Genomic DNA, 25543 nt, shown 5'->3' with positions numbered 1-25543 from the left:
TTTATGGTGCGAGCAGCATGAAGCCTTTGTCCCGTAGCTCCTCTATACTGCCATCACTGTCGTTTATTATTCTGTTCACCTGCAGTCAGCCTACGCGACAACACCACGCTGCGCATGCACAAGAAGCCAAAGCTTCATCTTCGAACTTTTTTGATCCAAGCACCATAAAGCTCACGCCAACTGATCCAGCCTTCCAGGCCAAGGCAATTCTACAAGCTGGAAATCCTCAAGCCGCCCTTGCTTACCTTGATAACCTGTCGCTTGAAAAATACGACAGCCTTAGTCAAGGCCGCATCTTGTGGCTTCGCGCCAAAGCAGCTACCCAAGTTAAGAACCACACATCAGCGAAGGAAGCTTTAGAGACGCTTGTTAATGGAGAGCATCCTCTTAAAGCATGGGCTGCGTTAGACCTGGCTGAGCTCATACTCAAAGACAATCCTCAACGCGCTGAATCGCTACTGGAAACAGCAAAACAAAGTTTGCCCGTAAGTTATCAGCTCCGAAGCATGCATGTACGAGCCCTTTTAGCATCAGGCCAACAAGATCAAGCCTTGATTGCTGCAAAAGACCTTCTGACGCGAATCGGCAATCACATCGGCGGCGCATCGTTTCTCCTTCCGCTCGCGGATGCGCTTAGCACAAGTGAAAAGGAAGAAGAGCGCGAACAAGCACTTATTTTCTACCAACGTATCGCAAGCCGCGCCCCTCTTAGCCTTGAAGGACAGCAAGCTGAGCAAAAAGCAAAGAATTTAGCCGGCACCCTCAGCACGGATCGAAAAGAAAAATACGAACCTTGGCCTGTGGATACCGCTTTTGAAAAAGCCAATGCTCTTTATCTCAATCATGCCTATGAACAAGCCGAAGTTTTATTCGAAGAATTGATCAAACAAAGCAGCGGAGCATTGCAATGCAAAGCAAGCTACCAGCTCGCAAAAAGTCAGCTGGCACGTAAAGCGCGCACGACAGCAGCTCCGCTCATGCTGCGAATCGCTGATCGATGCAAAAACTATGGGTATCGAGATCGCGCCTTGTTTAATGCGGCACAGGCTTACTCTAACCTGGACGATAACCGCAAAGCGCGTATCCTATACGCGAAACTTGAACGGGAGTTTCCCCAAAGCAACCTTGCTGACGATGCGCGATTTCGAAGCGCCCTGCTCTACCGCTCGGATAAGCAAGAAAATCGCGCACAGCAGCTTCTAAAGAGTCTTTCGCATCGCTACCCACAAGGTGACATGCGTGATGAAGCCATGTTCATGCTTGCCTGGCAGGCTTTCGAGCAAAAGCATTATAGAGAAGCTCTGCACTATTTTAACAAGTTACATGCTCAAAATAGCGAGCATCACACAGAAGGAATGCAAGGCCGTAGCACCTATTGGCTTGCACGAAGCTACGAGCTTTTGAAAAACAAAAAACAAGCTATCACATACTATGCTGATGTTTGCGAACAATGGCCCATGAGTTTTCATTGCCAGTGGTCGTTGCGCAGACTGAGTTATCTCAAGCCAAGTTACGCTGCGTCCATCAATCAATCCTTCAAAAAACAACCTGCTAAGGAAGCCCAGTTTACCTTTCAGGCAAGAATGAAGAGTCCTGAATTTCAAAGGGTACTGGAACTCTTTCGGGTAGGCGAATCATCTCTAGCGCAAAGAGAATTGCAGCACCAAGGTTACATGGATACGAGCAGTGACGAAGAGTCATTGTGGCTTTGTGTTGCGCTGTTTGAAGCAGCAGATGCCTATGCTTCGGCAATGCAACTGGTCCGAAAAAAACTTGATTCACTCTTTACAAAACCGCCGTCGGGGAAAAACTGGCCGCTCTGGCGTCTTAGCTATCCACTTGCCTTTAGTCCACTTATGGAAATGGAGGCAGCGAAACAAAAAGTCCCAGTGGACCTAGTGCGCAGTATTGCGCGCGAAGAGAGTAGTTTTGAGCCCAGCGTGGTGTCGGTATCTCGCGCTTACGGTTTGATTCAGCTCATTTCACCCACTGCAAAAACGCATGCCGAAGCCCTGGGACTGCCTTACACACCCAATGATCTGAAGACGCCGGAAATCAATTTACCTATTGGGATTCACTTTATCAAAAGCCTTCTTGATCGCTATCAAGATCAGGTGAGTGTTGTACCTGCCGCTTACAATGCCGGCGAAGGCGCTGTGGATCGCTGGCTCAAATCAGCACCGGACAATCAACAAAGCGACGAGTGGATTGAAAGCATCCCTTACAGTCAAAGCCGACGCTATAGTCGTAGAGTGTTGCAGAGCTATGGCATCTACCACTGGTTTCGCTACGGTGAATTCCCCAAGTTCGACATTCAACTTCCCTCAGCACCTTATAACTATAAGAATTCAATCACAGCCCCAAAACCATCCTAAAGACGAGAGTATGCGTCCACACAAAACAGACCGAATCATTCAAATTAACACTGCGCTACTTGCGTTGAGTCTTTTTCTGGTCATCTTGGGAAGCATCGGTTGTGGATCCGGTCGCGTAACTCATCCCGATGCATCGAGCTCTGACGATGGCAGCACAGATGCTTTGTTGGACAGCAACACTACAAATTTCTGCGCAAATTTCTCTACAAATGATTTATGCAACGCCGAAGAAAGCTGTTCATGGTGTGACTACACCAACACCTGTACTCCTACAGGGCAATGTTCAAACTGTGCTGCAAAGAGCACCGAAAGCGATTGCACAACCGCTGCAAACAACTCGTGTAAATGGTGCACCACAGCGCAACGGTGCGTTGATGAATTTCAGGCATGTGATTGTTCAATGTTTGTGACCAGCACGACATACGATGTAAACAATCCCAATGACGCGATCGCATCGTTTGTTGGTCTGGCTGGGGCTGATGCCAGGTGCCAAGAACACGCAGCTTCAGCGAGTCGCGCTGGCACTTGGAAAGCTATCATTTCAACATCTCAAATCGATGCAAAAAACCGTTTTTCTGCAACGCAAATGGGCAAGGTATTCAATGTTCAAAACGAACTCTTGGCCCACGACTATGATGACCTTTGGGACGGGGAAATCTTAACACCTGTTTTATATGACGAAAATAACCTCGCGAAAACAGGTGGAGGAGCATGGACCGGCTCTACGAGTCTAGGGGAAAAGTCCGCTGGAAACATGTGCGGTGACTGGGTTTCTTATGGCGGACCCGTCGTCATTGGACACGTCGGCACGACAGCATCTTGGCTGGTCTACAGCGGAAGTTTTCAATGCACCGGTGGCCGTGGTCTATACTGCATGAGCTGCAACTAAGGCTACCAAGTCCTTTGCCGAAGCGCTCTTGTATCGTGGCTGTAGACTACTTTAACTCTTCTTTGAGTTCTTTGATGAGTTTTTTAGCTTTGGACGAGAGCTTTGTTGGAACGTCTACTTTGACAATCACGATGTAGTCACCACGACTGTGCGCATCCAAACGCGCAATCCCCTTGTGCCGTTGCACGAGACTTTGTCCAGACTGCACACCCGCCGGGACTTTGACCGTCATGGGTTCATCTTCGAGCGTAGGTACCTCAACCTTTGTACCCAGAACAGCGTCGGGATAGTTGATGTGAAGCTCATGGATCAGATCGGCACCATCACGCATAAAACGCGGATCCTCTTCGATACTCACTGTGACGTAGAGATGTCCTGCCGGGCCTCCACCCATACCAGGCTGTCCACGTCCTGAAACGCGCAAGGTCTGGCCATCATCGATTCCAGCGGGGATACTGACGTTTACCGTTCGATCCATCCGAAGCTGACCACCACCGCTACACTCCGCACATACTTCAGTCGCCGTGAAACCCTGTCCGCGGCACTGCGGACAATTTTGCGCCATCATGAATGGTCCTCGAGCGTAAGTCACTTGCCCGCTTCCTTGACAGGTTGCGCAGTTTTGACGCTTGTCCTTTGGAGCGCCAGTCCCCTCACAGGCCTCGCAGGGCGCTCTAAATTGCAATTCGACATCTTTCTTCACACCGAAAGCAGCTTCTTTGAGCGTAAGTTTAACTTCGGTTTGCAGATCCGCGCCTCGCGTCACACCTCGCCGAGCGCCGCGCCTAGAAAAGCCACCAAACATCTCGCCAAAAAAATCACCGAAGATATCCTGCATATGCGCTGAAAGATCTTCCATGTTCACAGCACCGCCAAAACCTGAACCTTGCAGACCTTCGTGCCCGTAACGATCGTAGATCTCTCGTTTTTTGGTATCGCTTAGTATTTGGAACGCTTCGGTGCATGCCTTGAACTGTTCGGTAGTCTCCTCATTATCCGGATTCCGGTCGGGATGAAGCTCAAGCGCCTTTTTGCGATAGGCCTTTTTAATTTCCTCAGGACTAGCACTGGAAGAAAGTCCTAAAAGTTCATAATAATCGATTTTTACCATGGCGAGTCGGGGCAACCTAAGCTCTTATCCTCGAAGGTCAAGCCCGAGAACGCAGCTCCATCAAAAAATGCCAGAAAAACCAATCTTTTTGGCACTCTCTCCCCTATGACGCCGAAAAAAACGCCACTTTCAATCTACATTCACTTTCCATGGTGCGAGCGAAAGTGCCCTTATTGCGACTTTGCCACCCGCACCAGCCTCCGAGACGGCATACCTCAGCAGGCTTTTTCGGAGGCCATTGTAAGCGAGCTGCGTTGGCGAAGCGCAACGCTAAAAGACTACGAGCTTATCTCTATTTTTATCGGTGGTGGAACACCCTCATTGTGGCAGCCAGAACATGTTGCTCAGGTACTCAGCCAAATCAAGTGCAACCTAGACGTCACTAGCTCAAAGCTCGAAGTGACTCTCGAAGGCAATCCCAACTCACTGAGCGCTGAGGCCTTTGAGGCCTATCTGCAGGCCGGCATAAACCGTTTCTCAATTGGCGTACAATCGCTCGATGCGGAACAACTTCGCTTTTTGGGACGCTTGCATAATTCAGAGCAAGCCCTCAAGGTTGTCCAAGCAGCGCGAAAGCTAACCCGCCGAGTGAGCGCTGATTTAATTTTGGCGGTGGCAGGACAGACAGAGCAAAGTATCCAAAAGGATCTGCAGACCTTACTTAGTCTAGGTCTCGAACACCTTTCTGCCTATACGCTCACGATTGAACCCAATACAACCTTTGGTAGCATGCATCGTAAAGGCAAACTTGTTTTGGCACATGAAGACAGTTACGCAGAAATTTTTCTACGTACTCAAAAGACGCTCAAAGATGCTGGCTTTGAGCACTACGAAGTTTCCAACTACGCCAAAGCAGGACAACGCTCCATCCACAACGCCCACTACTGGCAAGGAGGAGAGTACCTTGGTCTAGGCCCGGCGGCCGTGGGCGCTCTTTTTCAAGACAACAAACGCAAGCGTCGCTATCGAAACCATCCCGATCCCGCACTTTACATGAAGCTCTGTCATTCAGCCAAGCTTGAGCAAGAGCGGGAAGAACTCGAGGCCAACGATCTGATCCGCGAAGGAATCATGCTGGGCTTGCGCACGCAAGAAGGCCTGGCTCTAGAGCCCTTGGAATCCAGCACCGGCCAATCGGTACTATTGGGACGTGAAGCAGCTGCGGAAAAACAGCTTGGGCGCGGAAACCTCTGCATCAGCGCAAGCCATTGGCGCATCCCCGATACGCGCTGGCTGCACCTTGATTCAATTATTACCGATCTTTTTTGAGATTTTTTACTTTGGAATACTGAATAACTAAGATGGAGTACGCTCACTCTATGATACAAGAAGACCATGCGGCTGATAGCTGACAACATCTCAAAACGCTTTGGCAGCACACCCGTTTTACGTGATTTGAGTTTCACACTCGAGCCGGGAACTTTAACGCTAATGCAAGGGGCCAACGGCTCCGGCAAAAGCACTTTATTGAAGATCTTGGCCTTGCTCAGCGCACCAAGCAGCGGGCAAGTGCGCTTTAGTGACGAGTACCGAGACCTAAGCAGCATTCGCAGACGTTTGGGATTTTTAGGGCACGAGCCCATGCTCTATCCAGATCTTAGCGGCCTAGAAAACTTATCTTATTTTGCCTCACTTTATGATGTCGAACAACGCGATCAACGAATCGAAGAACTAACGGTCGCACTCAAACTTGAAAACTTCATTCATAAAAGTGTGCGGACCTATTCTCGCGGACAAGCGCAGCGCATTGCATTAGCTCGCGCACTTGTGCACAGACCTGCCTTGCTCTTGCTTGATGAACCCAGCACAGGACTTGATAGCGAGAGCAGTTTAGCCTGCACGGATCTCATCCAGCAGCAGGTTGACGCAGGCACAACCGTCTTGCTCATTACTCACGATCTCAACTTTCTTGCAGAACATGCCCACGCCAAATTAGCTCTGCGACGGGGCACGGTAGTAAACGCATGAGCGCGATACGTAAAACATTGCAAATCGTTCGTAACGAACTGCGCATCGAGGCACGCAGCCAGGAGATATTAATCAGCACCACACTTTTCGCGGTGCTCATCGCCACTTTGGGCTCGCTTGCCTTTTACATCGACCGTCAAAACGCCACCAGCATCGCGCCGGGAATCCTTTGGCTCAGTATTGCCTTTAGCGGCGTGCTTGCCTTGTCCCGTAGCTGGCTGCGCGAACGTGAAATGTCCGTTATCGACGGGCTACTGTGCGCACCGATCACGCCAAACAACTTATACTTTGGAAAATTTATCGCGGTGCTTATTTTCATGTTTTTGGTTGAGACAGTTGTGGCAATAATTGTGGTCGTTTTCTGCCACTTAAGTCATTTTTTATCCGTAAACATTGCCACAAATGTCATCTCGCTGGCATCCCTTCTCTTCGTCGGAACCGTGGGATTTATTGCAACAGGAACCTTGTTTGCCGCCATGTCTGTCCGCTCGCGCAGCCGTGAACTCAACCTAAGCATTGTGCTGTTTCCATTATGTGCTCCCGCTCTGCTAGCAGCCGTGGTAGCCACGCGTGAGTTTTTCTCCGGCGCTGAGCTATCCACCATCTTGTCTTGGCTTCGCATCTTGCTTGCCTTTGATCTCATGGCGCTGGTGATCTGCCCTTGGCTCTTTTCTCTGCTCATGAACGACGGTGTCCAGATCCGACCCCAGTAATCATGTGAAAGAGTACGGTTGACCCCACCAAGCGCTCCGCCGCTCAACGGCAACTCAGATCCAGGCTCCGATATTCATGTAACTCCGTTCTATATCGCTTAGTCAGCCTACCTAGGTGACCTGAACAACTGGCACGTTATTTGCTCACATTTACGGGGAAATGAGCCAATACACACCAAGCACAGTAGGCCTACTTGGAGCGATTAACCTTTGTCTTTGGGCTTGCACTGGTATAATTGAGCAACAAGACTCGTTGCCCACACAAAACGGTCTGCCTCCAAGCACCATTCCGGCCGATCCAGGCAATCGGGGCGAACCACCGATAACCGAGCAAGAATGCTTGGATCAAGCCGAGACCCTATCTGATGCGGCCGATTGCCGCGGATTACTCCTCGGCACCTCACTAGATCTAGTGCAGGGTGAGCCAGAATACGACGCGATAGTCGACCGGGAATTCAATACAATTACTCCTGGAAACTATTTGAAATGGGGACCTCTTCAACCCATCCGGGGAGAGTGGAATTTTACTAACGCAGACCAGTGTATTGAGCGAGCGCAAGCAAGAGCCGGATCACCTCAATATGTCAAAGGACATACTTTAGTTTGGTATTATCAACTACCTGGTTGGGTAGACAACTCGCTTACTTCAAACGAGCTAAGTACGGCCTTACATCAGCACATACAAACAACGGTCACTCGTTACAAAGGCAAGGTCAGTAGCTGGGATGTGGTTAACGAAGCCATGGGTTTCGGAACATGCCCGAACCAGTGTGAAGGGCAGTGCTTTAGCGGGATTTGCTACCGCGACACAATTTTTTCAAGAAAACTCGGACCCGACTATATTGCGCAAGCTTTTCGCTGGGCTCACGAAGCCGATCCGTCGGCTGTTTTAATCTACAATGAGATCCTAAACGCTCACGCTACAGTTGCTGGAGTAGAAAGAAACACCTTTTTGCTCATGAAAAAATTGTTAGCTGAGAATGTTCCTGTACACGGGGTTGGCTTGCAAACACATATCAACGCCCATAATGCACCGCGCACACAAGACATGCGCAATACCATCCGCAGATTCACGTCCCTGGGTCTAAAAGTGAATATTTCAGAAATTGACGTCGGCATTCGTTATCTCTCAGGTTCTCAAGGTGAAAAACTTAACACTCAACGTGCGGTTTACTACGAAATGACGCGTGCGTGTTTGGCTGAACCAGGTTGCTATGCTTTCTCGCTTTGGGGATTCACCGACAAACACTCATGGATAGACAGCTTTTACGGCCCTGACGATCCACTTATCTTCGATGAGAGCTACCAAAAAAAACCTGCCTATGACGGCATCATGCGCGCTCTAAAAAACAAGCCGCTAAGCACAAACTACCCTGACCGCATCGCCAACGGTGGTTTCGAAACAGAACTTAGCGGCGAATGGTCCGCTTGGAATGGCGCTTCAATCCAGCGATCCCAAATAACAAGCTCCAAAGGAAGCTGGAGTCTTAAATGTAGACCTGGCACACCAGGCAACTGGCAGTGTCCGGCACAATTTATTAATACAGCAACGCTGCCGAATCAACGCTATTACCGTTTGCGAGCCGACCTGCGTTGTGCCCAAGGCGAAGCAAATTCTGAGGCTTCACTGCAGTTGTACTTCAAAGACGATGACGGGGTACACTTCATAACGGCCAGCAGAAAAACCATCAGCGACCAAAGCTGGACTACTCTGGATGGAAGAATCTTCCTTAGCGCAAAAGGCGCGATTACTGAAGCGGCTATCTATGCCGGCCCGGGCGGGGACATAACTCTTTTCGCTGACGAAATCTCACTCACGCAATACTAACAATGTACTCGCAAGTGGATGCATCACACGCTTGGCTGATCCGCGCTTAGAACTGCTCGGCCAAGTACCGTTCTTTGCCGATTTCTTTAATGATATGAAGCTGTGCTTCAATCCAATCGAGGCCCTGCTCTTCATCTTTGAGAATTGTTTCCAATAGCTCACGCGTGCCATTGTCGCCCTTGTCTCGACAAAGCTTGATGCCTTCGTTGAGTCTGACGACGGCGTCCTGTTCCAGTTTCAAATCAGCCTCATGTTGTTCAGGAACCGTCTCGCCTACTCGGACCGGGGCAAGCCGTTGCATGTTCGGAACGCCTTCCAGATACAAAATACGCTCGATGATTGCATCCGCATGCTTCATCTCGTCGATCGATTCGTGCTTTTTCTGTTCCGCAAGCTTTGTGTAGCCCCAATTTGCGCACATTTTAGCGTGAATAAAATACTGATTAATTGCAGTTAACTCAGAGGTAAGCACCTCGTTAAGCAGCTCAATTATCTTCGGATCACCCTTCACTTTACACCTCGTTTGCCAGATCCCTTTTACATCGATCCATGGCTTGAAACCCTTGTACACCACCTGCTCTTCATTAAAACAAGGCAATTTGAGTCAATTTACGAGAGTTTTCTGTTGTCCCGGATTTCGAGGCGCAGAGATACACTGGTTATTAGCCGATGTTCCTTTTTAGACGGAAAATTTCCTTGACACTGTGTAATTTAGTGTCATAATCCTAATGAAAGTCAATTTCAATATGATTGTCTGTCATTGCAAAGTCGTACGAGAAAACACTATACGCGAAGCGATTCGCAATGGGGCTCGTTCTCGCAAACTCGTTGCACGCCAATGCGGGGCAGGAAGCGCTTGCGGCGGATGCAGCAAATACATCACTGAACTCATCGACGAAGAAAATCGTTCATCGCAAGACAAGCCACGAAACGCTGCATAAAAAAGCGGAAGAATCCAAAGTGAACCCTTCCGCTTTTTAGCTTGTCTAAGTCTTATTTATTTTCAGCTGCAATCTTTTGCGCGCGCAAGTTTACATTCACTTCGATTTCATCGGAAACCTTTAGCTGCACAATAGTTGGCACTGAGACCTTATAGTCAGTCAGCTTTATCTTGAAGCTGCCTTGAATCATCAACACATCACCTTCCATGCCTGGGATCTTTTTCATTTCCTCAGTCAGTGGGACCCACCGTACGCTGGTGTCTGCAACAACTGGATGGCTTACGCCATGAAGAGTGAACACGCCGTGAACTTTGGCTTTGATCGATTTGTTTGGTTTAATCGCTTTTGCACCTGTGACTTTTTTAACCTCAAAGGTGGCCTTCGGATACTTCTTAGCATCGAGCCAACTATCCGAACGCAAATGTTCATCACGCAAATCGATACCAGTCTTAATCGATTTGACCTGAGCGGAAACCTTGCCCTTAACGGACGATAATTGTCCGGGATCTCCAATAATATGTCCGTTCACATGAGAGGTCACCCCAGTGATGGTTTCAAGCGGTGCATCCGAAACAAACTGGATACGGCTCCCTCCGTCATCTTTAATTGTAAACTGCTGCTGCTCGGCCATCGCCAAACTGGGCAACACGATAAAAGAACAACAAACCAATAAAAACCGTATCATTCAGCCTCCCTACACAAGCTCTTTGCTAATAAACCTAGCGCCTGTCCTAACTCCTTAGGACACAACTATCAACTTTGGACGCCTCGCTACATAAAAGATTCAACCAAATCCAGCGTAATTGGACTTGCCCAATCCCGAGCCCCATCAAAACGCGCACGAATCACACCCTTCGGATCGATAATCCAGGTCTCTGGATACAAACGCGTTCCGTATTTGTCTTCGACAACTTTCTTCTTGGGATCAAAAAGCACTCGAAGCCGACTGTTGACGGGAAAAACACCTCTTACTGCCGACCAATTGGCATCCGTGCTTACCGATACAACCTCGATATCATCGCGTCCCTCGGCTATCTCTGCCAAAGTGACCAGTGAAGGCATCTCTTGCAGACAGGGCTGACAGGTGATGGTCCAAAAATTTAAAATCACTGCTTTGCCACGCTGATCGGACAAGCGCCAAAGTTTTCCATACTGATCGTGCAAAGCAAAGTCCGGCGCAACCCTGCTATCTCCAAGATAGTGCAACTCAGTGGACTCGCCCGCCTCGAACTTCGCAACTACTTCTTCGCCAAAAATAGCTTCAAGAGGAGTTTGCCTACGTCGCATCTCGCCATCGGCAAAAGACACCCCTAAAAGGCTAAAAAGCCCCAAGCCAAGGACAACACTCACCACGGAAGCCGCCCACAACGCATTTTGTCTTTTCATCACTCTCCTTTTTCCACAACCTCGCTCTACATACAAGTTTAGACTTTGACTGTTTGGACCGCTGCACAGCAGCGCTCCAAAGAGGGGAGACACGCGTCTCCCCTCCCAAGGGCGCTTCGCGCCTTGGCTCCCTCCCCTGCGGGGCTCGCGTTGCTCGCGGGGGTGGCTGCTGGCTAATTTTAAAATTGGTTAAGTTTTTTGGCTTTGACTGTTTGGACCGCTGCACAGCAGCGCTCCAAAGAGGGGAGACACGCGTCTCCCCTCCCAAGGGCGCTTCGCGCCTTGGCTCCCTCCCCTGCGGCTCGCGTTGCTCGCGGGGTGGTTGCTGGCTAGCTGTTTTTGGAATTGTTTCTCGAGGAAAAAGCTTGTGAGCCTTTCAGGTTCTTAGGAGCGATAGGCCCTGAAGAAGGGTTCCGATCCCGAGCGTCTGCATGTGGCGCACAACAGTCTAACAGGAGTAAACAACATTTATGCCTTCCGCAGTGGGTAGTCTTGAAGGCTCCGGATCAGGACCCTCCTTCAGGGCCAACCCTTCAAACGCCAAGACATTGACAAGTGCATGAAGAGCCCTACACTGCGGCCCGGAGGTTTTAGACATGACATATCCTGACACACTTATCGATAAACGCACCGTTCAACGCTACCTGGAGAATGGCAAAGTGGATCGAACGAAATTTCAGGACTATCTTCAGAGCCTTCCTGATACGGCACAGAACATGGAAGTCATGGAGTGCATTCAAGACCCAGAAGCTAGCGAGGAAATTAGTTCCGAAGGAGAATAACTCGATATGGCAGGAAATGATGCGGACAACGAAGGCTTCACCGTTACAGATAAACGCGTAAGCGCTGAGTCAGAGAATGAGCAAGATGCCGCAAGTGAACCAGCCGCTGGAACTGGACGGCAGAGTTTGCCTCCTATCGATTTTATGACCTTCATTTTGTCGCTGAGCACCTCGGCCCTTGTCGAACTTGGACACGACACAGCACCAGACAGTAAAGATTCGGCCGAACCGAACCTCGGAATGGCACGTCAAACCATTGACTTGCTAGCTTTGCTGCAAACCAAGACCAAAGGCAATCTTAGCGGTGAAGAGGAACGGTTTTTAGATCACATCTTAACCGAGCTACGTATGCGCTACGTTGCTAAATCCAAATCCGTGGCCTCAAAATAACACAAGAGCTGCTAAACGAATTAACGTACTAACAACTTGCGTGAATCATGGGGAAAAGATCGTTCGCCTTCATCGGCCGCGAGAGATAAAAGCCCTGAGCCACGTCGCAATTGAGACGTTTTAGAATCTCAAGCTGACGACCATTTTCTACCCCTTCGGCCACCGCCACCAAATCAAGTCGATGCGCTAAACCTATCACCGACGCAACAATCGCTTCAGCCGTATCATCTTCACCCAAATCAGCCACAAAACTTCGGTCGATTTTTAGAATGTCCACAGGTAAGTGCCGCAAATAGGCCAGTGATGAATAACCGACGCCAAAGTCATCAAGTGCAACTTTAATGCCTTGCCTTCTAAGTTGCCTTAGCGCTTTTACTGCTGCGTCAGAATCTTGAATAAGCGATGACTCAGTCACCTCAATGCCAAGGTCATTATCAAACATCTCATGCAAGCGTTCCATGTGCCTCAGCCAACGCGGATCGGTAAGCTGTCTGGCCGAGACATTGATCCACATCGTGTACTCATGCGTTGAGTGACTGCGGCGCCATTCATAAAGTTGCCGTGAAGCTTCGTTGGTCACCCACTCCCCAAGCGCCAGAATCAGACCGGTCTCTTCGGCAATCGGAATGAAATCACATGCCGACATGACACCGCGTTGCGGTTGCTCCCAACGTAGCAGCGCCTCAAACGCCACCGTTTTTCCATCTCGCAACCGCACTTCAGGCTGGTAATGCAATTCCAGCTCGTTGTTAGTAATCGCAAGACTCAGCGCAGCAAGAGTGTCTAACCGGTTACGCACCGAGGTTCTAAAATGTTCCTCAAAAGTAATCACGTTGTCACGACCTGCTCGTTTTGCTTCATACATCGCAATATCCGCATCTCGCAACAAATCTTCAGAAGTCGAGCGCCCATCGTCACAAACCAGGCCAATACTCGCTGAAACCGTAATAGTTGCCTGTTGCGCCTCTCCCAACAAAAAAGGTTCGGCGAAGGTCGAGCGTATACGGTCAACGACTTCGCTCGCCTGCTCTTTGTGGCTGAGACCTTCGCAAACAACAATAAACTCATCACCACCAAAACGGGCAACCGTCTCTTCGTTCCGAATGACTTGTTTCAGGCGCTCACTTACAACTTTGAGCAGACTATCACCTACCTCATGACCAAGACTGTCGTTCACAAGCTTGAATGAGTCCAAATCACAAAACAGCAATCCCACCATGGTGTTGTGGCGACGTGCTCTGGCCAAGGCGCAGGACAAGCGGTCATTTAGAAGAAGACGGTTGGGCAACCCTGTAAGCACATCGTGAAGAGCTTGGTGCTGCAGCGCCTCTTCGGCCGCTTTGCGTTTACTGATATCACGTGACGAAGTTTGAAGTTGGATAACCTTGCCGTCGTTATCAAAAATAGGTCGAGTCAAGGTTTCAAACCAAGTGTACTCGCCATTCTTTTTTCGAATGCGGTAGCTGACCGCTAAATGATGCACGCCTTGTAGCGCAGGGGTATGAACTTCAGTTCGAATGCGCTGCTTATCCTCTGGATGGAAAAGCTCATACGGATTCAGGCCAACCATTTCACTGGGCGTATAGCCAAGCAGCTCACGAACCGATGGGCTTACATAGGTGTAGCAGCCATCAGGTTCATGCAAACACACCATATCCGTTGTGTGCTCTGCCAATGCCCGAAAGCGTTGCTCGGATGCGCGCAACCGCACCCGCTCCGATCGAGAACGAGATACCGCTTTGCCCGAGTTCGGTGTATCGCTCGGATTATCTGCCACTACTGCCCCGCAACATTCAATCAACCTTAGCAGGCTTTTCCAAAGGCACCAGCCCGAAAAAACGCGACAAAAGCGCTGCCTTCAGCTCCTCTACCGCAATGGCTTTTCTCAATTCAAACGCGATCATTGCAAGAAATTAGGGATTTTTCAGGGTTTTTTGTCCCGCTACCCGCAACAAGCAGACTTTAGGGGCTGCCTGACGTGATAAGATCTGGTCCTACAGCCCAGAATAACCTAAAACAGTGAAACGGGCCATGTCGGATCACCATCGCGATCGTTATTTATCGAATATCCCTCCCACCGGACGGGCGCTTAGCCTCGAAGAGCAACAAGCAATGATGGCTGATATGCAAACCATCGTGAACAGCAGCTTTTTGTTCAAGTCACTCGACGATGAAGGGCGGGAAAAAATATTCCGTAGTGGTTACGTATGCAGTTTTCCGGAAGGTTTTGTCATCATGCGCCAAACAGAACCCGGCGACACCATGTACCTGGTTCTCAATGGAAAAGTCGTCGTTGAGACAGGAGGCGTAGGCGGCGGTAGCCTTACTCTAGCGCAACTTGGAAGAGGCGCTTGTTTCGGCGAAGTGGCCGTACTCACCGGTAAGCCGCGCACGGCAACAGTCAGCGCCTTGGAAGAAACCAGTTGCGTGGCCTTTGCTGCGCACCGCATCGATCGCGTTCTCAAAGAGTATCCCGAAATCCATCGACTCTTGCTCTCGTTGATTGAAAGCCGAGCAAAAGCCACTGTTGAAAAACTCATCGCCAGCACAGGCTCCGTTCCACCCCCTGCAAAGGATTCTTAGGGCAGCTTGATGCACATTCATTTTGTAGGCGTGGCCGGTACGGGCATGGGTCCTTTAGCAGGTTTGTTGCGCAGCCAAGGACATCGCATCACAGGCAGCGACACGGCTTTCTACCCTCCCATTGGGCCGGCGCTTGAAGCCTGGGACATCGAGATCTTGGAAGGCTACGACGAGCGCCACCTTGAGCCTGCAGCCGATCTCATTGTGGTGGGCAACGTCTGTCGCAAAGACAACCTGGAAGCTTCCGCAGCTCTAGAAAATGGACTGAATGTGATTTCAATGCCCGAAGCCATTGAAACGCTGATTTTACATAAGCGTCCAAGTTATGTGGTCAGTGGCACGCACGGCAAAACCACAACGACAGCACTGCTTGCTTTTTTACTGCAACGAAACAGTGTTGAGCCTGGCTATCTCATCGGTGGAGCACCGCTGAATTTTAAAACCAGTTTTTCTCTTGGCAATCCAACGCATCCCTTTGTGATCGAAGGGGATGAATACGACAGTGCGTTTTTTGAAAAGACACCAAAGTTTTGGCGATACCGACCCAGTGCAGCGATTCTCACCTCCATTGAATACGATCACATTGACATCTACCCAAGCCAAGAGCACTACGAGCAAGCTTTTGTTGAGTTTGTAAAGCGCATTCCCAAAGATGGTCTGCTAGTTGCAAATGCCGCCGATGCTGCCGTGTGCCGTATCGCAACACAGGCACCATGCAAAGTTATCTTTGTTGGTGTCGAAGAAACCGGAGCTTTCCATCACAAACCCAACTGGCGTATCCGAGCTGTCAGCGCCAGTAAACAGGGCCAGCATTTCAGTCTAGTCAATCCCGAGCAACGCACCATAAACGGAATATCCCCACTTTACGGCAAACATAATTTACTGAACACCTTATCGGCTTTCGCACTTTGCCGTCACCAGCATGATATCAAAGAAGAGAATCTGCTTGATGCAATGAGTGAATTCCGTGGCGTAAAACGTAGACAAGAAATGATAGCAGAGCACGCAGATATTCGTGTTTACGATGATTTTGCACACCACCCTACGGCAGTAAGCGAGACCCTATGGGCCATCCGCCACAAACATCCTGAAGGAAAACTTGTTGCGGTATTTGAACCACGAAGCGCAACGTCCTGCCGCAAACTCCATCAACATGTCTATCCCAAAGCATTTGCACTTGCTGATCGCGTACTCTTAGCCCCAGTCGGTCGCAAGAATATCGCACAGGAAGATCAACTCGACACCCAAGATATCGCCTTGCATATCGGAGAGCATGCAACCGCATGCAGTTCAATCGACGAAATCTTAAGTACCCTAGTCACCGAGCTAAAGCCCCACGATACCGTCGTGCTTATGTCCAACGGCAGCTTCGAGAAGCTAGGCCCGCGACTCAGCACTGCACTAAGCAAACGATAGAAATTTTAACTGAAAGCTGGATGCTTCCCAAGGAGGGTTCTGTTTCGGACCCTTCAAGACTACAAGCTGCGGACGGCCTAAAGCTTGAGTCATTCCCTCCCACGCTTCCCTACGCCACATGCAGACGCCCCGAAACAGAACCCTCCTCGGGGAGCTATCACTGTAAAACCATCACTTTCCTTCCACAATTTTCAAACGAATAGGGAGAACACATGACGAAACATTTTTGTGTGTAACAAGGCGCTAGCAACCAAAACTTCTTAGTGAAGAGTGCCAACGCCGATCACAACCTTGTTGACACAACAACGCAAACAGTCTTGCCTGCAAGGATGAGTCGGGCTGCGCTGGAGCGTCTGCATGTGGCGCATATTGGGAATAAAAGGTGTAAGCAAGCGATACGGCATCCGCAGCTAGTGGTCTTGAAGGCTCCAGCGCAGCCCGACTCATCCTTGCGATTATCTATTCAGATCGAATTGTTTTTAAACATCGAGGTTTTTGACGTTTAGGGCGTTGGTTTCGATGAACTCGCGTCGTGGTTCGACTTGATCGCCCATAAGCACGCTAAAAATCTCTTCCGTCTGAGCAGCATCATCAATACGGACTTGAAGCAACTGACGCGCCTCGGGATTCATCGTGGTATCCCAAAGTGTATCAGCATTCATCTCGCCCAAACCTTTGTAGCGTTGAATCTGAAGCCCCTTATGAGCGCGCTTATCAATCGCTTCCCAGCTTAGCGTGATATCCGAAAAGCTCTCGGCATTTTCTTTTTCTTTAGCAGCGCTATCACTAAGAGAATACGGAGCTTCGCCAAGCGTATCAAAAGCTCGTCTCAACTCATGAAGCTTTTTGAACTCGCCGGTCTGCAGAAAGTCGGGACTAAACACAGCCGTAGGATTGGAAACACCTGCGCGAGTGGTAAGAACCAAGGAGAAACCTTGCCCCAAGGCCCTGACTTCTGTTCCAACCGGAAGCAAATCCTCGCGATAGACACGAAGATCTTCGATGACGGCTTTTGCAGTCGCTTCTACTTTTTCCTGCGTCGAAAAATCATCCACACTACACTTGCCCGTACGCAATAAGCTTTCAACGAAACCTGAGTTGTGACGACGATCGATCTTGGAAAGCAAACTGCGCCAACGCTTCACGTCATCTAAAAAGCGACGCAGCGGCTCCCCGGTGAGCTGCACTTTGCCGCTAGCATCTTGAAGCAGCAAGCCATCGACCCCAGAATCAAGCAAAAACTTAGAGAGCGCTTCGTCGTCTTTAAGAAACAACTCTTTTTTCCCCTTCTTCACTTTGTAAAGAGGAGGCTGAGCAATATACAAATAGCCGGCTCTAATAATCTCAGGCATCTGACGATAAAAGAAGGTTAACAAGAGCGTGCGAATGTGCGAGCCATCAACGTCCGCATCGGTCATGATAATAACATGGTGGTAACGCAGCTTCGCAAGATCGAAGTTACCGCCACCATCAACACCGCAGCCTAAAGCTGTAATCAAAGTGCCAATCTCTGCGCTTGAAAGCATTTTTTCAAAACGCGCACGCTCCACGTTGAGAATCTTACCGCGCAAAGGAAGGATGGCTTGAAAACGTCGATCACGCCCTTGCTTAGCGCTACCGCCGGCGCTGTCTCCCTCAACGATGTAAAGTTCACTTTGAGCAGGATCGCGCTCTTGGCAATCCGCTAATTTGCCAGGCAGCGTGCTTGCATCAAGCACGCCTTTGCGCTGAACCATCTCACGAGCCTTGCGAGCCGCCTCGCGGGCACGTGCCGCAATCACACTTTTTTCGATGATGCGTTTGCCAAGCAAAGGGTTTTCTTCAAAGCTCTGCGCTAATTTTTCATTGATCACTTGTTCCACAATGCCTTTAACTTCACTGGAAACAAGTTTGCTTTTGGTTTGCGAATCAAAGCTTGGATCGGGATGCTTAATCGAAAGAACCGCCGTGAGCCCCTCGCGAACGTCTTCACCGCTCAATGGATTCTTCAGGTCTTTAAGTAGATTTTCACGACCACCATAACTATTTAGTGTTTTGGTTAAGGCAGCTCGCAATCCAGTCAGATGTGTTCCACCGTCTTTGTTGTGAACGTTGTTGGTGTAACAAAAAATCGCCTCGTTGAATGAGTCGTTCCACTGCAACGCTATTTCAACTTCAACACCATCGCGGGAATCTGAAAAATAAATGACGTCTTCGTGCAAAGGGGATTTCGATTTATTGAGTGTGGTAACAAACTCGCGTATGCCGCCTTCAAAGTGATAGTTTTGCGTTTTACTGGTGCGATCATCAACAAGCTCAACGGTAAGGCCAGCATTGAGAAAGGAAATCTCACGTAAACGGTTGTTAAGTGTATCGAAAGAAAACTCGGTATGCGTAAAGACTTCGGTATCAGGCTTGAAGGAAATCAGCGTACCGCTTTGCTCCGTTTCTCCTACCTGCTCAAGCCTGGTTTCAGGCACACCACGCACGTAACGTTGCTCCCAAATTTTACCATCGCGCCAAATACGAAGTTGCAGCCATTCGCTCACGGCATTGACGGCGCTGACGCCAACACCATGCAAGCCTGCAGAAACCTTGTAGCTGTCGTTATCGAACTTGCCACCGGCATGCAGGACCGTCATCACAACTTCCGCAGCACTGACGCCGCGCTGATGCATATCCACCGGAATGCCGCGCCCATCATCAATGACGGTCACCGAGCCATCGGTATGGATGTTTACCTTCAAGGTCTTGCAGTGGCCCGCTAGATGCTCATCGACCGCGTTATCAACAGCTTCCCAAACCAAGTGATGGAGCCCGGTGCCATCGTGCACATCGCCAATGTACATGCCAGGACGTTTACGGACAGCCTCAAGACCTTCGAGGACTTGAATACTGCCAGCTGCATAATCTGAATCGCGTTTAGGTTGTTCTTTTTTATCGGATTCGTGTGTTGATTCCATACTTCAAAAACTCGCTTGGACCCTATTTATTAAAGGTGCATGAGCATAGCCTCTGAGCCCCCAACTAGCAAGGGGTTAACGCGTATGAAAATGGCCAAAAAACGTCGTGGTTTCAGTATGTTAGTGGTTCTCTTTTCACGCTGAATCTTGCTGCTCTGTTTTGCAGTTTAGCTTGCGAATAAAAGGAGGGGCCTCATGCTCGAACAGTCCTCGCTTCGCTGCGGAACTGCGCGTGAGGACCCTCCTTTTATTCGCGACAAGACATCAAAGCGAGACATCATTGATACGCTTTAGCTTGACCCGTTCCCTAGCTGTCCAAGCGCTTGCTACAGGCATAGCGAGTTTCTGAGACAAGAGATATTTGCATTTTTAGATAAAGTAACGATCGATGTAAAAGTCTTTCTGAGCACATTGAGTGCCTTGATCTCTTAAGTCTTGAGGCAAAGCGTGGCATAGCCACCACGCGCAGTTCCGCAGCGAAGCGAGGACTGTTTGAGCATGGTGGCTATGCCACGCTTTGCCAGCTCAGTACAAAAAATCAGAGGTGCTTTACGGCTCTGTTCCTTGCGTGTAACCCAAGAGGCGGGCCACTACTTGGCTTTGGCCGCCAGCAAGTTTAAGCGTCATGCGTGAGTCAATTAGCACGGGCCCAACCTCCGGACAGTACACGGTATCAACCTGCCTTGAAGCATCTTCACTCTGTTCTTGAATGCGCACGCAGTCTTTAAACTCACCCGCTTTGGTGCTGACTTTCTCATCGGTGCTAAGCACGATTGCTTGACCCACCGGCGACTTCCAACGTGCATCTTTTTTGATGGGAGCCTTAAGAACCCAGGTGTCGTCATCACCTCGAGAAATGCCATCACGACCGGTCTGATACACCATCGCTTCGCTTCCACCCGTGCTCATTTCAACGCGCCCAGCTCGCACCGAAAGCACACGGCTAATCGCAAGGGTGTTGAGTCCTTCGCCGGTATCCACATCGTAACTCCACACGTAACCCTGCTTCATGGGAAAAAGAACACTTGGGCTTAGTCGATCGACCTGCGGCTCATGCGGTTGAGCGCCGCCACAACCCAAGCCAGCTATCATGAGCAAGCCAATGCCAAACATGGCGTTTTTTGTTTCAATTGTTGCCACTTCTTTCTCTTTTCTTGCCTTATTCATGCCACTTTTGTCATGTAACAATTAAGGGTTGGGTTGCAGCTTATCGGGCTGAGTTAGGAACTCGCGCGCCATCGCGTACTCATAAAAACTCACCATGTCGGTGGACAAAACACGTTTAAAAAGCACCTTGGCGCTCGCAACTTTGCCTTCGTGAAGCAGCCGGGTGCCTTCATAAAAATGCGCTTCGGTTTGCTCGCCTCGGCCATTCGCTTCAGCAAGCAGTTGTGCATAAGGCACCTTGCCAATACCGAACGAAGCAAGCCGACTCCACCAAGCATCGTTGTCAGCAAGCTTGTTCAACTCTTCGGTCACTTCACTTTGCACTTCTTCACCAGCACGCGCTGCAATCACTTGAACCCACAAAGCAAAATACACTTTCCATTCGGGCTCCAAACTCACCTGGGTAAGGGCCTGTCCAAAGACCTCATGCGCTAGCTCTACGCTCCCACCACTCGTTACTAAGTGAGCAAGGATCTGCTCGTACACATCACGCTCCGCGGCAGCGTATTCCATCGCCAAGCGGAAAAAATCAACGCTCTCCTTGCTGAGCCCCAAACGATCGGCAAGTACGCCCCGCCGGACATAGGCAGAGGCCAACTCGTTTTCATCCAAGGACCCAGAAGCATCATGCCAGAGCTCAGCAGCTTGCTTGTAACGCTGCTTGGATTCGGCTTCTCTTCCCAGCATACGATAAGCATCACCTAGACGTTCTAGGCTTTCGGCCTCCGCACGTAGCCGTCCACGCGGAAGTTTACGCGCCAAGTCAAGTGCAGTGCTGTATTGCTCAATCGCCTTTTCAAAAACGCCTCGATTCAAGGAAAGCAGCCCTAAACGCAACATCGCTGAAACATTCGGACTAGCTTTGTAGCTCATTAAAAAGCGCTTTTCAGCTTGCTCCGTATTGCCAGCGCTCATCTCAGCCGTGCCAACGGCAAAATGAAACTGGCTGGGATCAACCGGCGGCGGCAGTTTAGGCCAGCGCTGCATGCGTTCTTTGAGGATATGCTCCGCTTCTTTTGTGAGCGCGCGCGTCTCACTTGGATTGCTTTCGAATAAGCGAGCCTCGATTAATCGTTGCAAGACCTGCAATGCTTCATCGTAAACACCGCGCTCTTGGTTCGCGAGCCGGATGGCTTCAGCGTAGTTCGCGGTAGCATCGGCATATTCATTTTGCGTCGCAGCAATACGTGCCAAACAAAGCGCAAAACGAGCATCTTCTTCGTACTCTTGAATACCGTAGCGACACAGCCCTGTAGCAACATCGGGGCGCCCTACTTCACGCAGATAAAGACGTGCCAAGGTAAGCATGGCGTCGGGAGCCGAATCACTCTTGCCCATCGCGACATCAATTAAATAGAGCAGTTGTTTTTCTGCTTCGCTCGAGGTTTTGTAGCGCTTTAGAACATCGTAGGCTTTGTGGACTTCGCCTTCGGCCAAGAAAACGGCACTCAAATCCACGGGCGTACGACGCAAAACAAAGCGTGCAAGATTGAAGTCTTGAAAGCTAATTTGAGGTGCTTTTTTAGGGTTGTTTTTAAGGTTAGCCACCATGTCAGCCAATGCGTCGCGCCTTTGGAAATACAGTTTAATTAATTGACGTTGCACCCGAGGTGCTGGGGTAAGCCGAACATGCTCCTCCCATATCTCAAGCAGTCCTTGGTAGTGCTCGAAAATATCAAGCGAACTGCGGGCATCGCGTCCCCATGCGGCAACTTGACGGTAATGCTTTGCGTAACCCAAAGCAGGGTCGGGATTAAGCTTTGCTAAAATCCAAAGCGCCGAAAGCACACGCGCTTCATCACCGCGTGCCTCTCCTTCTTTGGCAACAAAACGCGCCACAGGGCCGAGTGCGGGCGATAGCGAAACTTCGGCTAGCTCTTCGGGCGAATAGAGATCAGTCATCAAGCCCAGCTGCTCGACCATGCCGTCGTAATTGTCGGCATCGATCAGCGCGGCTGTTTTATCTCCCAAATAGCCGATTAGGCGTGAACGCAGCGAAGGACGAAGCGTGTCACCCGCAGGCATGCGATGAAACGCACGTCGCGCCGCAAGAAAGCTTTCATGCGAAATGGGCTTTCCCGTCTGCAAAGGAATATGCGGCCGTCGCGATGGACCCGAAGCACATGCTCCAAAGACAAGCAGCTGTAGCAGCAGCATAGCGCTGCCAAGTTTAAGAAAAATTGAATGGTTTAAGGCTTTCATTACTTGCGAAGAGTGTAACAGGAAGTGATAGGACTTGCCGAGAAGCAAGCAGCAACATAGTTTCCCCGCATGCAAAAAGGACAATTGCGCTGGTGGCAGGCCGCGGCTCTGAGCCTATGTTTTCTATGTGTGGCCTTTTTAACCATGTTTTTTGCTGGTTTTTTGCAGGCAGAGTCGAATAGTGCCGCACAACACATCCCCATGGACAAGGTTACCCGCGATCCGCTGAACATTCTCTTCGCGCAGGCTGCCGGTGCTCTCGTCGCCGTAGGCCTCGGCCTACGCTGGCTTGGGAGCGACAAGCCAGCGGAATCGCTTGGTCTACAAAAAAACCCTCAAATTCATACACTTATCTTTGCGGTCTTGGCTGGCTTTTCATTGCAGTTTCCTTTAACGGAGTTGAGCAATGCCTTGCGCACCATCTTCCCCGTATCCATTGAAGAGCAGATCGCTGTGCAACGCATGCTAAATCCAAGCCATTGGCTAGGCGCCTTCGAAACCACCTTGGCCATCGTCCTTGTGGCGCCACTCAGCGAAGAGGTTTTGTTTCGGGGCATCATGATTCGTGGTCTAAACGCACGCTACGGCAAAGTGGTCGCGGTGATTCTCAGCGCTCTGCTCTTTGGTTTGGCGCATATGGGCATCATCGAATTGGTCTATGCCTCCATCGTTGGGATATTGCTTGGACTGCTGTATCTGTCCAAACAGAATCTATGGACGTGCATCACCTTGCACGCCAGCTTCAATGCAGCTCCACTGGTGCTGCCAAGTCGGCTGATCCCAATTGAGGGCTTCAATCTGGTCAGTGAAAACGTGCAGCACCTGCGACCCGATCTCTTTTCGGCAAGTGCACTGCTATTCGCGTTTAGTTTTTACTTTCTAATGAAGTAGCTACGATAAACCGTCATCACAAAAACCTGGAACAGCTCAGGCCTTAGCAAAAAGTACTGGCAATCCGTTTTCTTGCATTGCACAATAAGAAGAGTAGATCTAACTAGCGTTCACAATACGCACGAACTTAGTTCCAGGAGTGAATAATGAATTCAAATTCAATAAGGGCCACGATGGCCTGGGTGGTGTTGTGCATTCTTGTCCCATCCCTTGTTCATGCGCGATCGGTTGACGTCAACAAAGCCACTGTTTCCTTTCTCGCCACCGGTCCTATGGGCATGAAGATTAACGGCGTTACACATGCACTTCGCGTAAGCGAAGATGGCAAGACGCTACAGGTCGAAGTACACCTTACCAGTCTGAAAACCGGTATTGAACTACGCGACAAACACATGCGCGACAAATACCTGGAAGTTGGCAAGTATCCCATCGCTAAACTCGAAGTCCCCGTAAGTTCCATTCACGTGCCTTCCAAGCCAAGCAAAACACAGGGCAAAGTCTTTTTGCATGGCAAAACAAAAAGCGAATCCTTCAGCTACACTGTATCGCCAGATGGCAAACAAGTGCACGTGCACGGGGAACTAAAACTCAATATGAAAGACTTCGGCATTGAAGTACCAACGTACCTTGGCGTAACCGTAAAGCCTGAAGTCACAGTTCAGGTTGATTTCGATGCTAAATCCTAAAAAACTAACGCAGCTCGGGCTTTTCGTTGGGCTGCTGTTGTCCTTAACTTCTTTTTCCGGAAAAGCTCAAGCCTATTATTGGATGGTACGTCATGGCTACACCAATTGTGCCAACTGCCATGCTGACCCTTCTGGTGGAAGCTTACTGACCGCATACGGTCGCGCCCAAGGCGAGCTGCTGTTAAAAACCCACTACAGCGACAAAGACGCGGAAGACCCGGGTCCCGGCGGCGAACTTTTGTTCGGTTTGGTGGATTTCCCAAGCAGTGTGTTGGTTGGAGCAGAATTTCGCGGACTAGCTTACTCGGTTTTTCCCAAAAAAGGTTCGACAAAATCCGATGCTTTCTTAATGCAAAGCGATGCGTTAGCTCAAATCAGATTGGGACGATTTCGTGCCAACGCCAGTATAGGTTTCGCGCAAAGCGGCGCTTCAGGCGCAGCGATTACCAGTAATGGCGGCTCGAATCTGGTATCGCGTGCCCATTGGCTTGGTTTGGATCTCGGATCCGAGAATCAATTTCTGTTGCGCGCTGGACGATTTAATCTGCCTTTTGGTATTCGTTCAATTGAGCATACCACTTTTGTCCGCTCCATCACCCGCACAGACATCAACGCCGCGCAAAACCATGGTGTTGCTCTTTCTTACAACGATGAGCACTGGCGCACGGAATTGATGGCCTTGCTCGGGAACTTCCAAACGCGTCCCGATAAGTTTCGCGAGCGAGGCTACGCCGGCTACCTTGAATATGCCTGGACACCGACTTTAGCCACCGGGCTTACAAGCTTGACTGCATATTCCGCACTTGATGCACGGTATCAAACGTCTCTTTTGCGCCAAGCGCACGGTTTGTTCGTACGCTATGCGCCATGGCAGCCGCTGGTGCTCTCGGTCGAATCGGATTTGCTCATTGATGCGATTGGCGACAATCAAAGCACAGGATCAAAAAGCACAACGCAACTTGGCATTGCAAACCTCGTTCAAGCCGACTACGAACTCATCCAAGGGCTGCACTTTATCGGCATCGGAGAGCTTTATGCACCGTCATCTGGAGCCGGGCTAAGTTACAGCGCCTGGGGAGGCATCGATTGGTTCTTTTACTCGCACCTTGATCTGCGTGTAGACACTGTTTATCAATCGTACGTCATCGGCGCCGATCGCACGCATGCTGTATCCTTGGTCGCTCAACTGCACGGGTACTTATGAGAACATTATTTCATAGCAGCTTGTTACGACACATCGCATCTGTTGGGATCCTTGCAATCCTCGCGTGCT

22 protein-coding genes are annotated in these 25543 nt (G+C 49.9%); 14 read left to right on the top strand and 8 right to left on the bottom strand.

Annotated features, from left to right (window positions below; translation table 11 throughout):
- Positions 1-17 precede the first annotated feature (17 nt).
- Together IPJ88_05325 and IPJ88_05320 are read left to right on the top strand one after the other, a co-directional pair.
- Entirely contained in the window at positions 18-2375 is a 2358-nt protein-coding gene (locus IPJ88_05325) for a transglycosylase SLT domain-containing protein (protein ID QQR91155.1), read from the top strand.
- 10 nt (positions 2376-2385) lie between these two features.
- A complete protein-coding gene (locus tag IPJ88_05320; protein ID QQR91154.1) occupies positions 2386-3264 on the top strand; it encodes a hypothetical protein in 879 nt (292 codons plus the stop codon).
- Positions 3265-3310: 46 nt separating this feature from the next.
- On the opposite strand, the gene dnaJ is transcribed toward IPJ88_05320, so the two are convergent.
- The gene (gene dnaJ / locus IPJ88_05315) at positions 3311-4375 is read right to left on the bottom strand and encodes a molecular chaperone DnaJ (GenBank protein QQR91153.1); all 1065 of its coding nucleotides are present in this window, start codon (positions 4373-4375) and stop codon (positions 3311-3313) included.
- A gap of 105 nt (positions 4376-4480) precedes the next feature.
- Here dnaJ and hemW point away from each other — a divergent pair, with 105 nt between their 5' ends.
- From hemW to IPJ88_05295, 4 genes are all read left to right on the top strand, one after another.
- The gene (gene hemW, locus IPJ88_05310; protein QQR91152.1) at positions 4481-5644 is read left to right on the top strand and encodes a radical SAM family heme chaperone HemW; all 1164 of its coding nucleotides are present in this window, start codon (positions 4481-4483) and stop codon (positions 5642-5644) included.
- Positions 5645-5710: 66 nt separating this feature from the next.
- Entirely contained in the window at positions 5711-6343 is a 633-nt protein-coding gene (ccmA, locus tag IPJ88_05305) for a heme ABC exporter ATP-binding protein CcmA (GenBank protein ID QQR91151.1), read from the top strand.
- A complete protein-coding gene (locus IPJ88_05300; protein ID QQR91150.1) occupies positions 6340-7056 on the top strand; it encodes a heme exporter protein CcmB in 717 nt (238 codons plus the stop codon). Before ccmA ends, IPJ88_05300 begins: the two co-directional genes overlap by 4 nt.
- 160 nt (positions 7057-7216) lie before the next feature.
- Positions 7217-8884: an endo-1,4-beta-xylanase gene (locus IPJ88_05295; GenBank protein ID QQR91149.1), complete on the top strand. Its 1668-nt coding sequence runs from the start codon at positions 7217-7219 to the stop codon at positions 8882-8884.
- Positions 8885-8930: 46 nt separating this feature from the next.
- Here IPJ88_05295 and bfr read toward each other — a convergent pair whose 3' ends face one another.
- On the bottom strand, positions 8931-9395 hold the full coding sequence (gene bfr / locus IPJ88_05290) for a bacterioferritin (protein QQR91148.1): 465 nt from the start codon (positions 9393-9395) through the stop codon (positions 8931-8933).
- 235 nt (positions 9396-9630) lie between these two features.
- Between bfr and IPJ88_05285 the strand changes: the two genes are divergently transcribed.
- Positions 9631-9825: a (2Fe-2S)-binding protein gene (locus IPJ88_05285; GenBank protein QQR91968.1), complete on the top strand. Its 195-nt coding sequence runs from the start codon at positions 9631-9633 to the stop codon at positions 9823-9825.
- Between the two features lie 52 nt (positions 9826-9877).
- Here IPJ88_05285 and IPJ88_05280 read toward each other — a convergent pair whose 3' ends face one another.
- Together IPJ88_05280 and IPJ88_05275 are read right to left on the bottom strand one after the other, a co-directional pair.
- Entirely contained in the window at positions 9878-10456 is a 579-nt protein-coding gene (locus IPJ88_05280; protein QQR91147.1) for a YceI family protein, read from the bottom strand.
- 140 nt (positions 10457-10596) lie between these two features.
- Positions 10597-11211, bottom strand: a complete 615-nt coding sequence (locus tag IPJ88_05275) for a TlpA family protein disulfide reductase (protein QQR91146.1) — start codon at positions 11209-11211, stop codon at positions 10597-10599.
- Positions 11212-11807: 596 nt separating this feature from the next.
- Between IPJ88_05275 and IPJ88_05270 the strand changes: the two genes are divergently transcribed.
- Together IPJ88_05270 and IPJ88_05265 are read left to right on the top strand one after the other, a co-directional pair.
- Positions 11808-11993: a hypothetical protein gene (locus IPJ88_05270; protein QQR91145.1), complete on the top strand. Its 186-nt coding sequence runs from the start codon at positions 11808-11810 to the stop codon at positions 11991-11993.
- Between the two features lie 6 nt (positions 11994-11999).
- Positions 12000-12383, top strand: coding sequence for a DUF1844 domain-containing protein (locus IPJ88_05265; protein ID QQR91144.1), 384 nt, complete (start codon positions 12000-12002; stop codon positions 12381-12383).
- Between the two features lie 28 nt (positions 12384-12411).
- On the opposite strand, the gene IPJ88_05260 is transcribed toward IPJ88_05265, so the two are convergent.
- Positions 12412-14160, bottom strand: coding sequence for an EAL domain-containing protein (locus tag IPJ88_05260; GenBank protein QQR91143.1), 1749 nt, complete (start codon positions 14158-14160; stop codon positions 12412-12414).
- Positions 14161-14414: 254 nt separating this feature from the next.
- On the opposite strand from IPJ88_05260, the gene IPJ88_05255 reads away from it, so the two are divergent.
- Positions 14415-14966, top strand: coding sequence for a cyclic nucleotide-binding domain-containing protein (locus IPJ88_05255; protein QQR91142.1), 552 nt, complete (start codon positions 14415-14417; stop codon positions 14964-14966).
- A 9-nt stretch (positions 14967-14975) separates the two neighbouring features.
- The gene (locus tag IPJ88_05250; GenBank protein QQR91141.1) at positions 14976-16382 is read left to right on the top strand and encodes a UDP-N-acetylmuramate:L-alanyl-gamma-D-glutamyl-meso-diaminopimelate ligase; all 1407 of its coding nucleotides are present in this window, start codon (positions 14976-14978) and stop codon (positions 16380-16382) included.
- Positions 16383-16861: 479 nt separating this feature from the next.
- Here IPJ88_05250 and gyrB read toward each other — a convergent pair whose 3' ends face one another.
- From gyrB to IPJ88_05235, 3 genes are all read right to left on the bottom strand, one after another.
- Positions 16862-19324 (bottom strand): DNA topoisomerase (ATP-hydrolyzing) subunit B, encoded by a 2463-nt coding sequence (gene gyrB / locus IPJ88_05245; protein ID QQR91140.1) that lies wholly within the window; start codon positions 19322-19324, stop codon positions 16862-16864.
- 549 nt (positions 19325-19873) lie between these two features.
- Positions 19874-20491, bottom strand: coding sequence for a hypothetical protein (locus IPJ88_05240; GenBank protein ID QQR91139.1), 618 nt, complete (start codon positions 20489-20491; stop codon positions 19874-19876).
- Between the two features lie 21 nt (positions 20492-20512).
- Positions 20513-22693 carry a tetratricopeptide repeat protein gene (locus tag IPJ88_05235; GenBank protein ID QQR91138.1) on the bottom strand — a complete coding sequence of 727 codons (2181 nt, stop codon included), beginning with the start codon at positions 22691-22693 and terminating at the stop codon, positions 20513-20515.
- Positions 22694-22762: 69 nt separating this feature from the next.
- Between IPJ88_05235 and IPJ88_05230 the strand changes: the two genes are divergently transcribed.
- From IPJ88_05230 to IPJ88_05220, 3 genes are all read left to right on the top strand, one after another.
- Complete coding sequence (locus IPJ88_05230; protein ID QQR91137.1) at positions 22763-23584, top strand: CPBP family intramembrane metalloprotease; 822 nt, start codon at positions 22763-22765, stop codon at positions 23582-23584.
- Positions 23585-23730: 146 nt separating this feature from the next.
- Complete coding sequence (locus tag IPJ88_05225) at positions 23731-24270, top strand: YceI family protein (protein QQR91136.1); 540 nt, start codon at positions 23731-23733, stop codon at positions 24268-24270.
- On the top strand, positions 24257-25474 hold the full coding sequence (locus IPJ88_05220; protein ID QQR91135.1) for a hypothetical protein: 1218 nt from the start codon (positions 24257-24259) through the stop codon (positions 25472-25474). Before IPJ88_05225 ends, IPJ88_05220 begins: the two co-directional genes overlap by 14 nt.
- The last annotated feature ends 69 nt before the right edge of the window (positions 25475-25543 follow it).

The organism is Myxococcales bacterium, assembly GCA_016699535.1.
GTDB lineage: Bacteria > Myxococcota_A > Polyangia > Polyangiales.
Note: the sequence above shows the minus strand (reverse complement) of the source record. Positions and strands in the feature narration are given on the sequence as shown.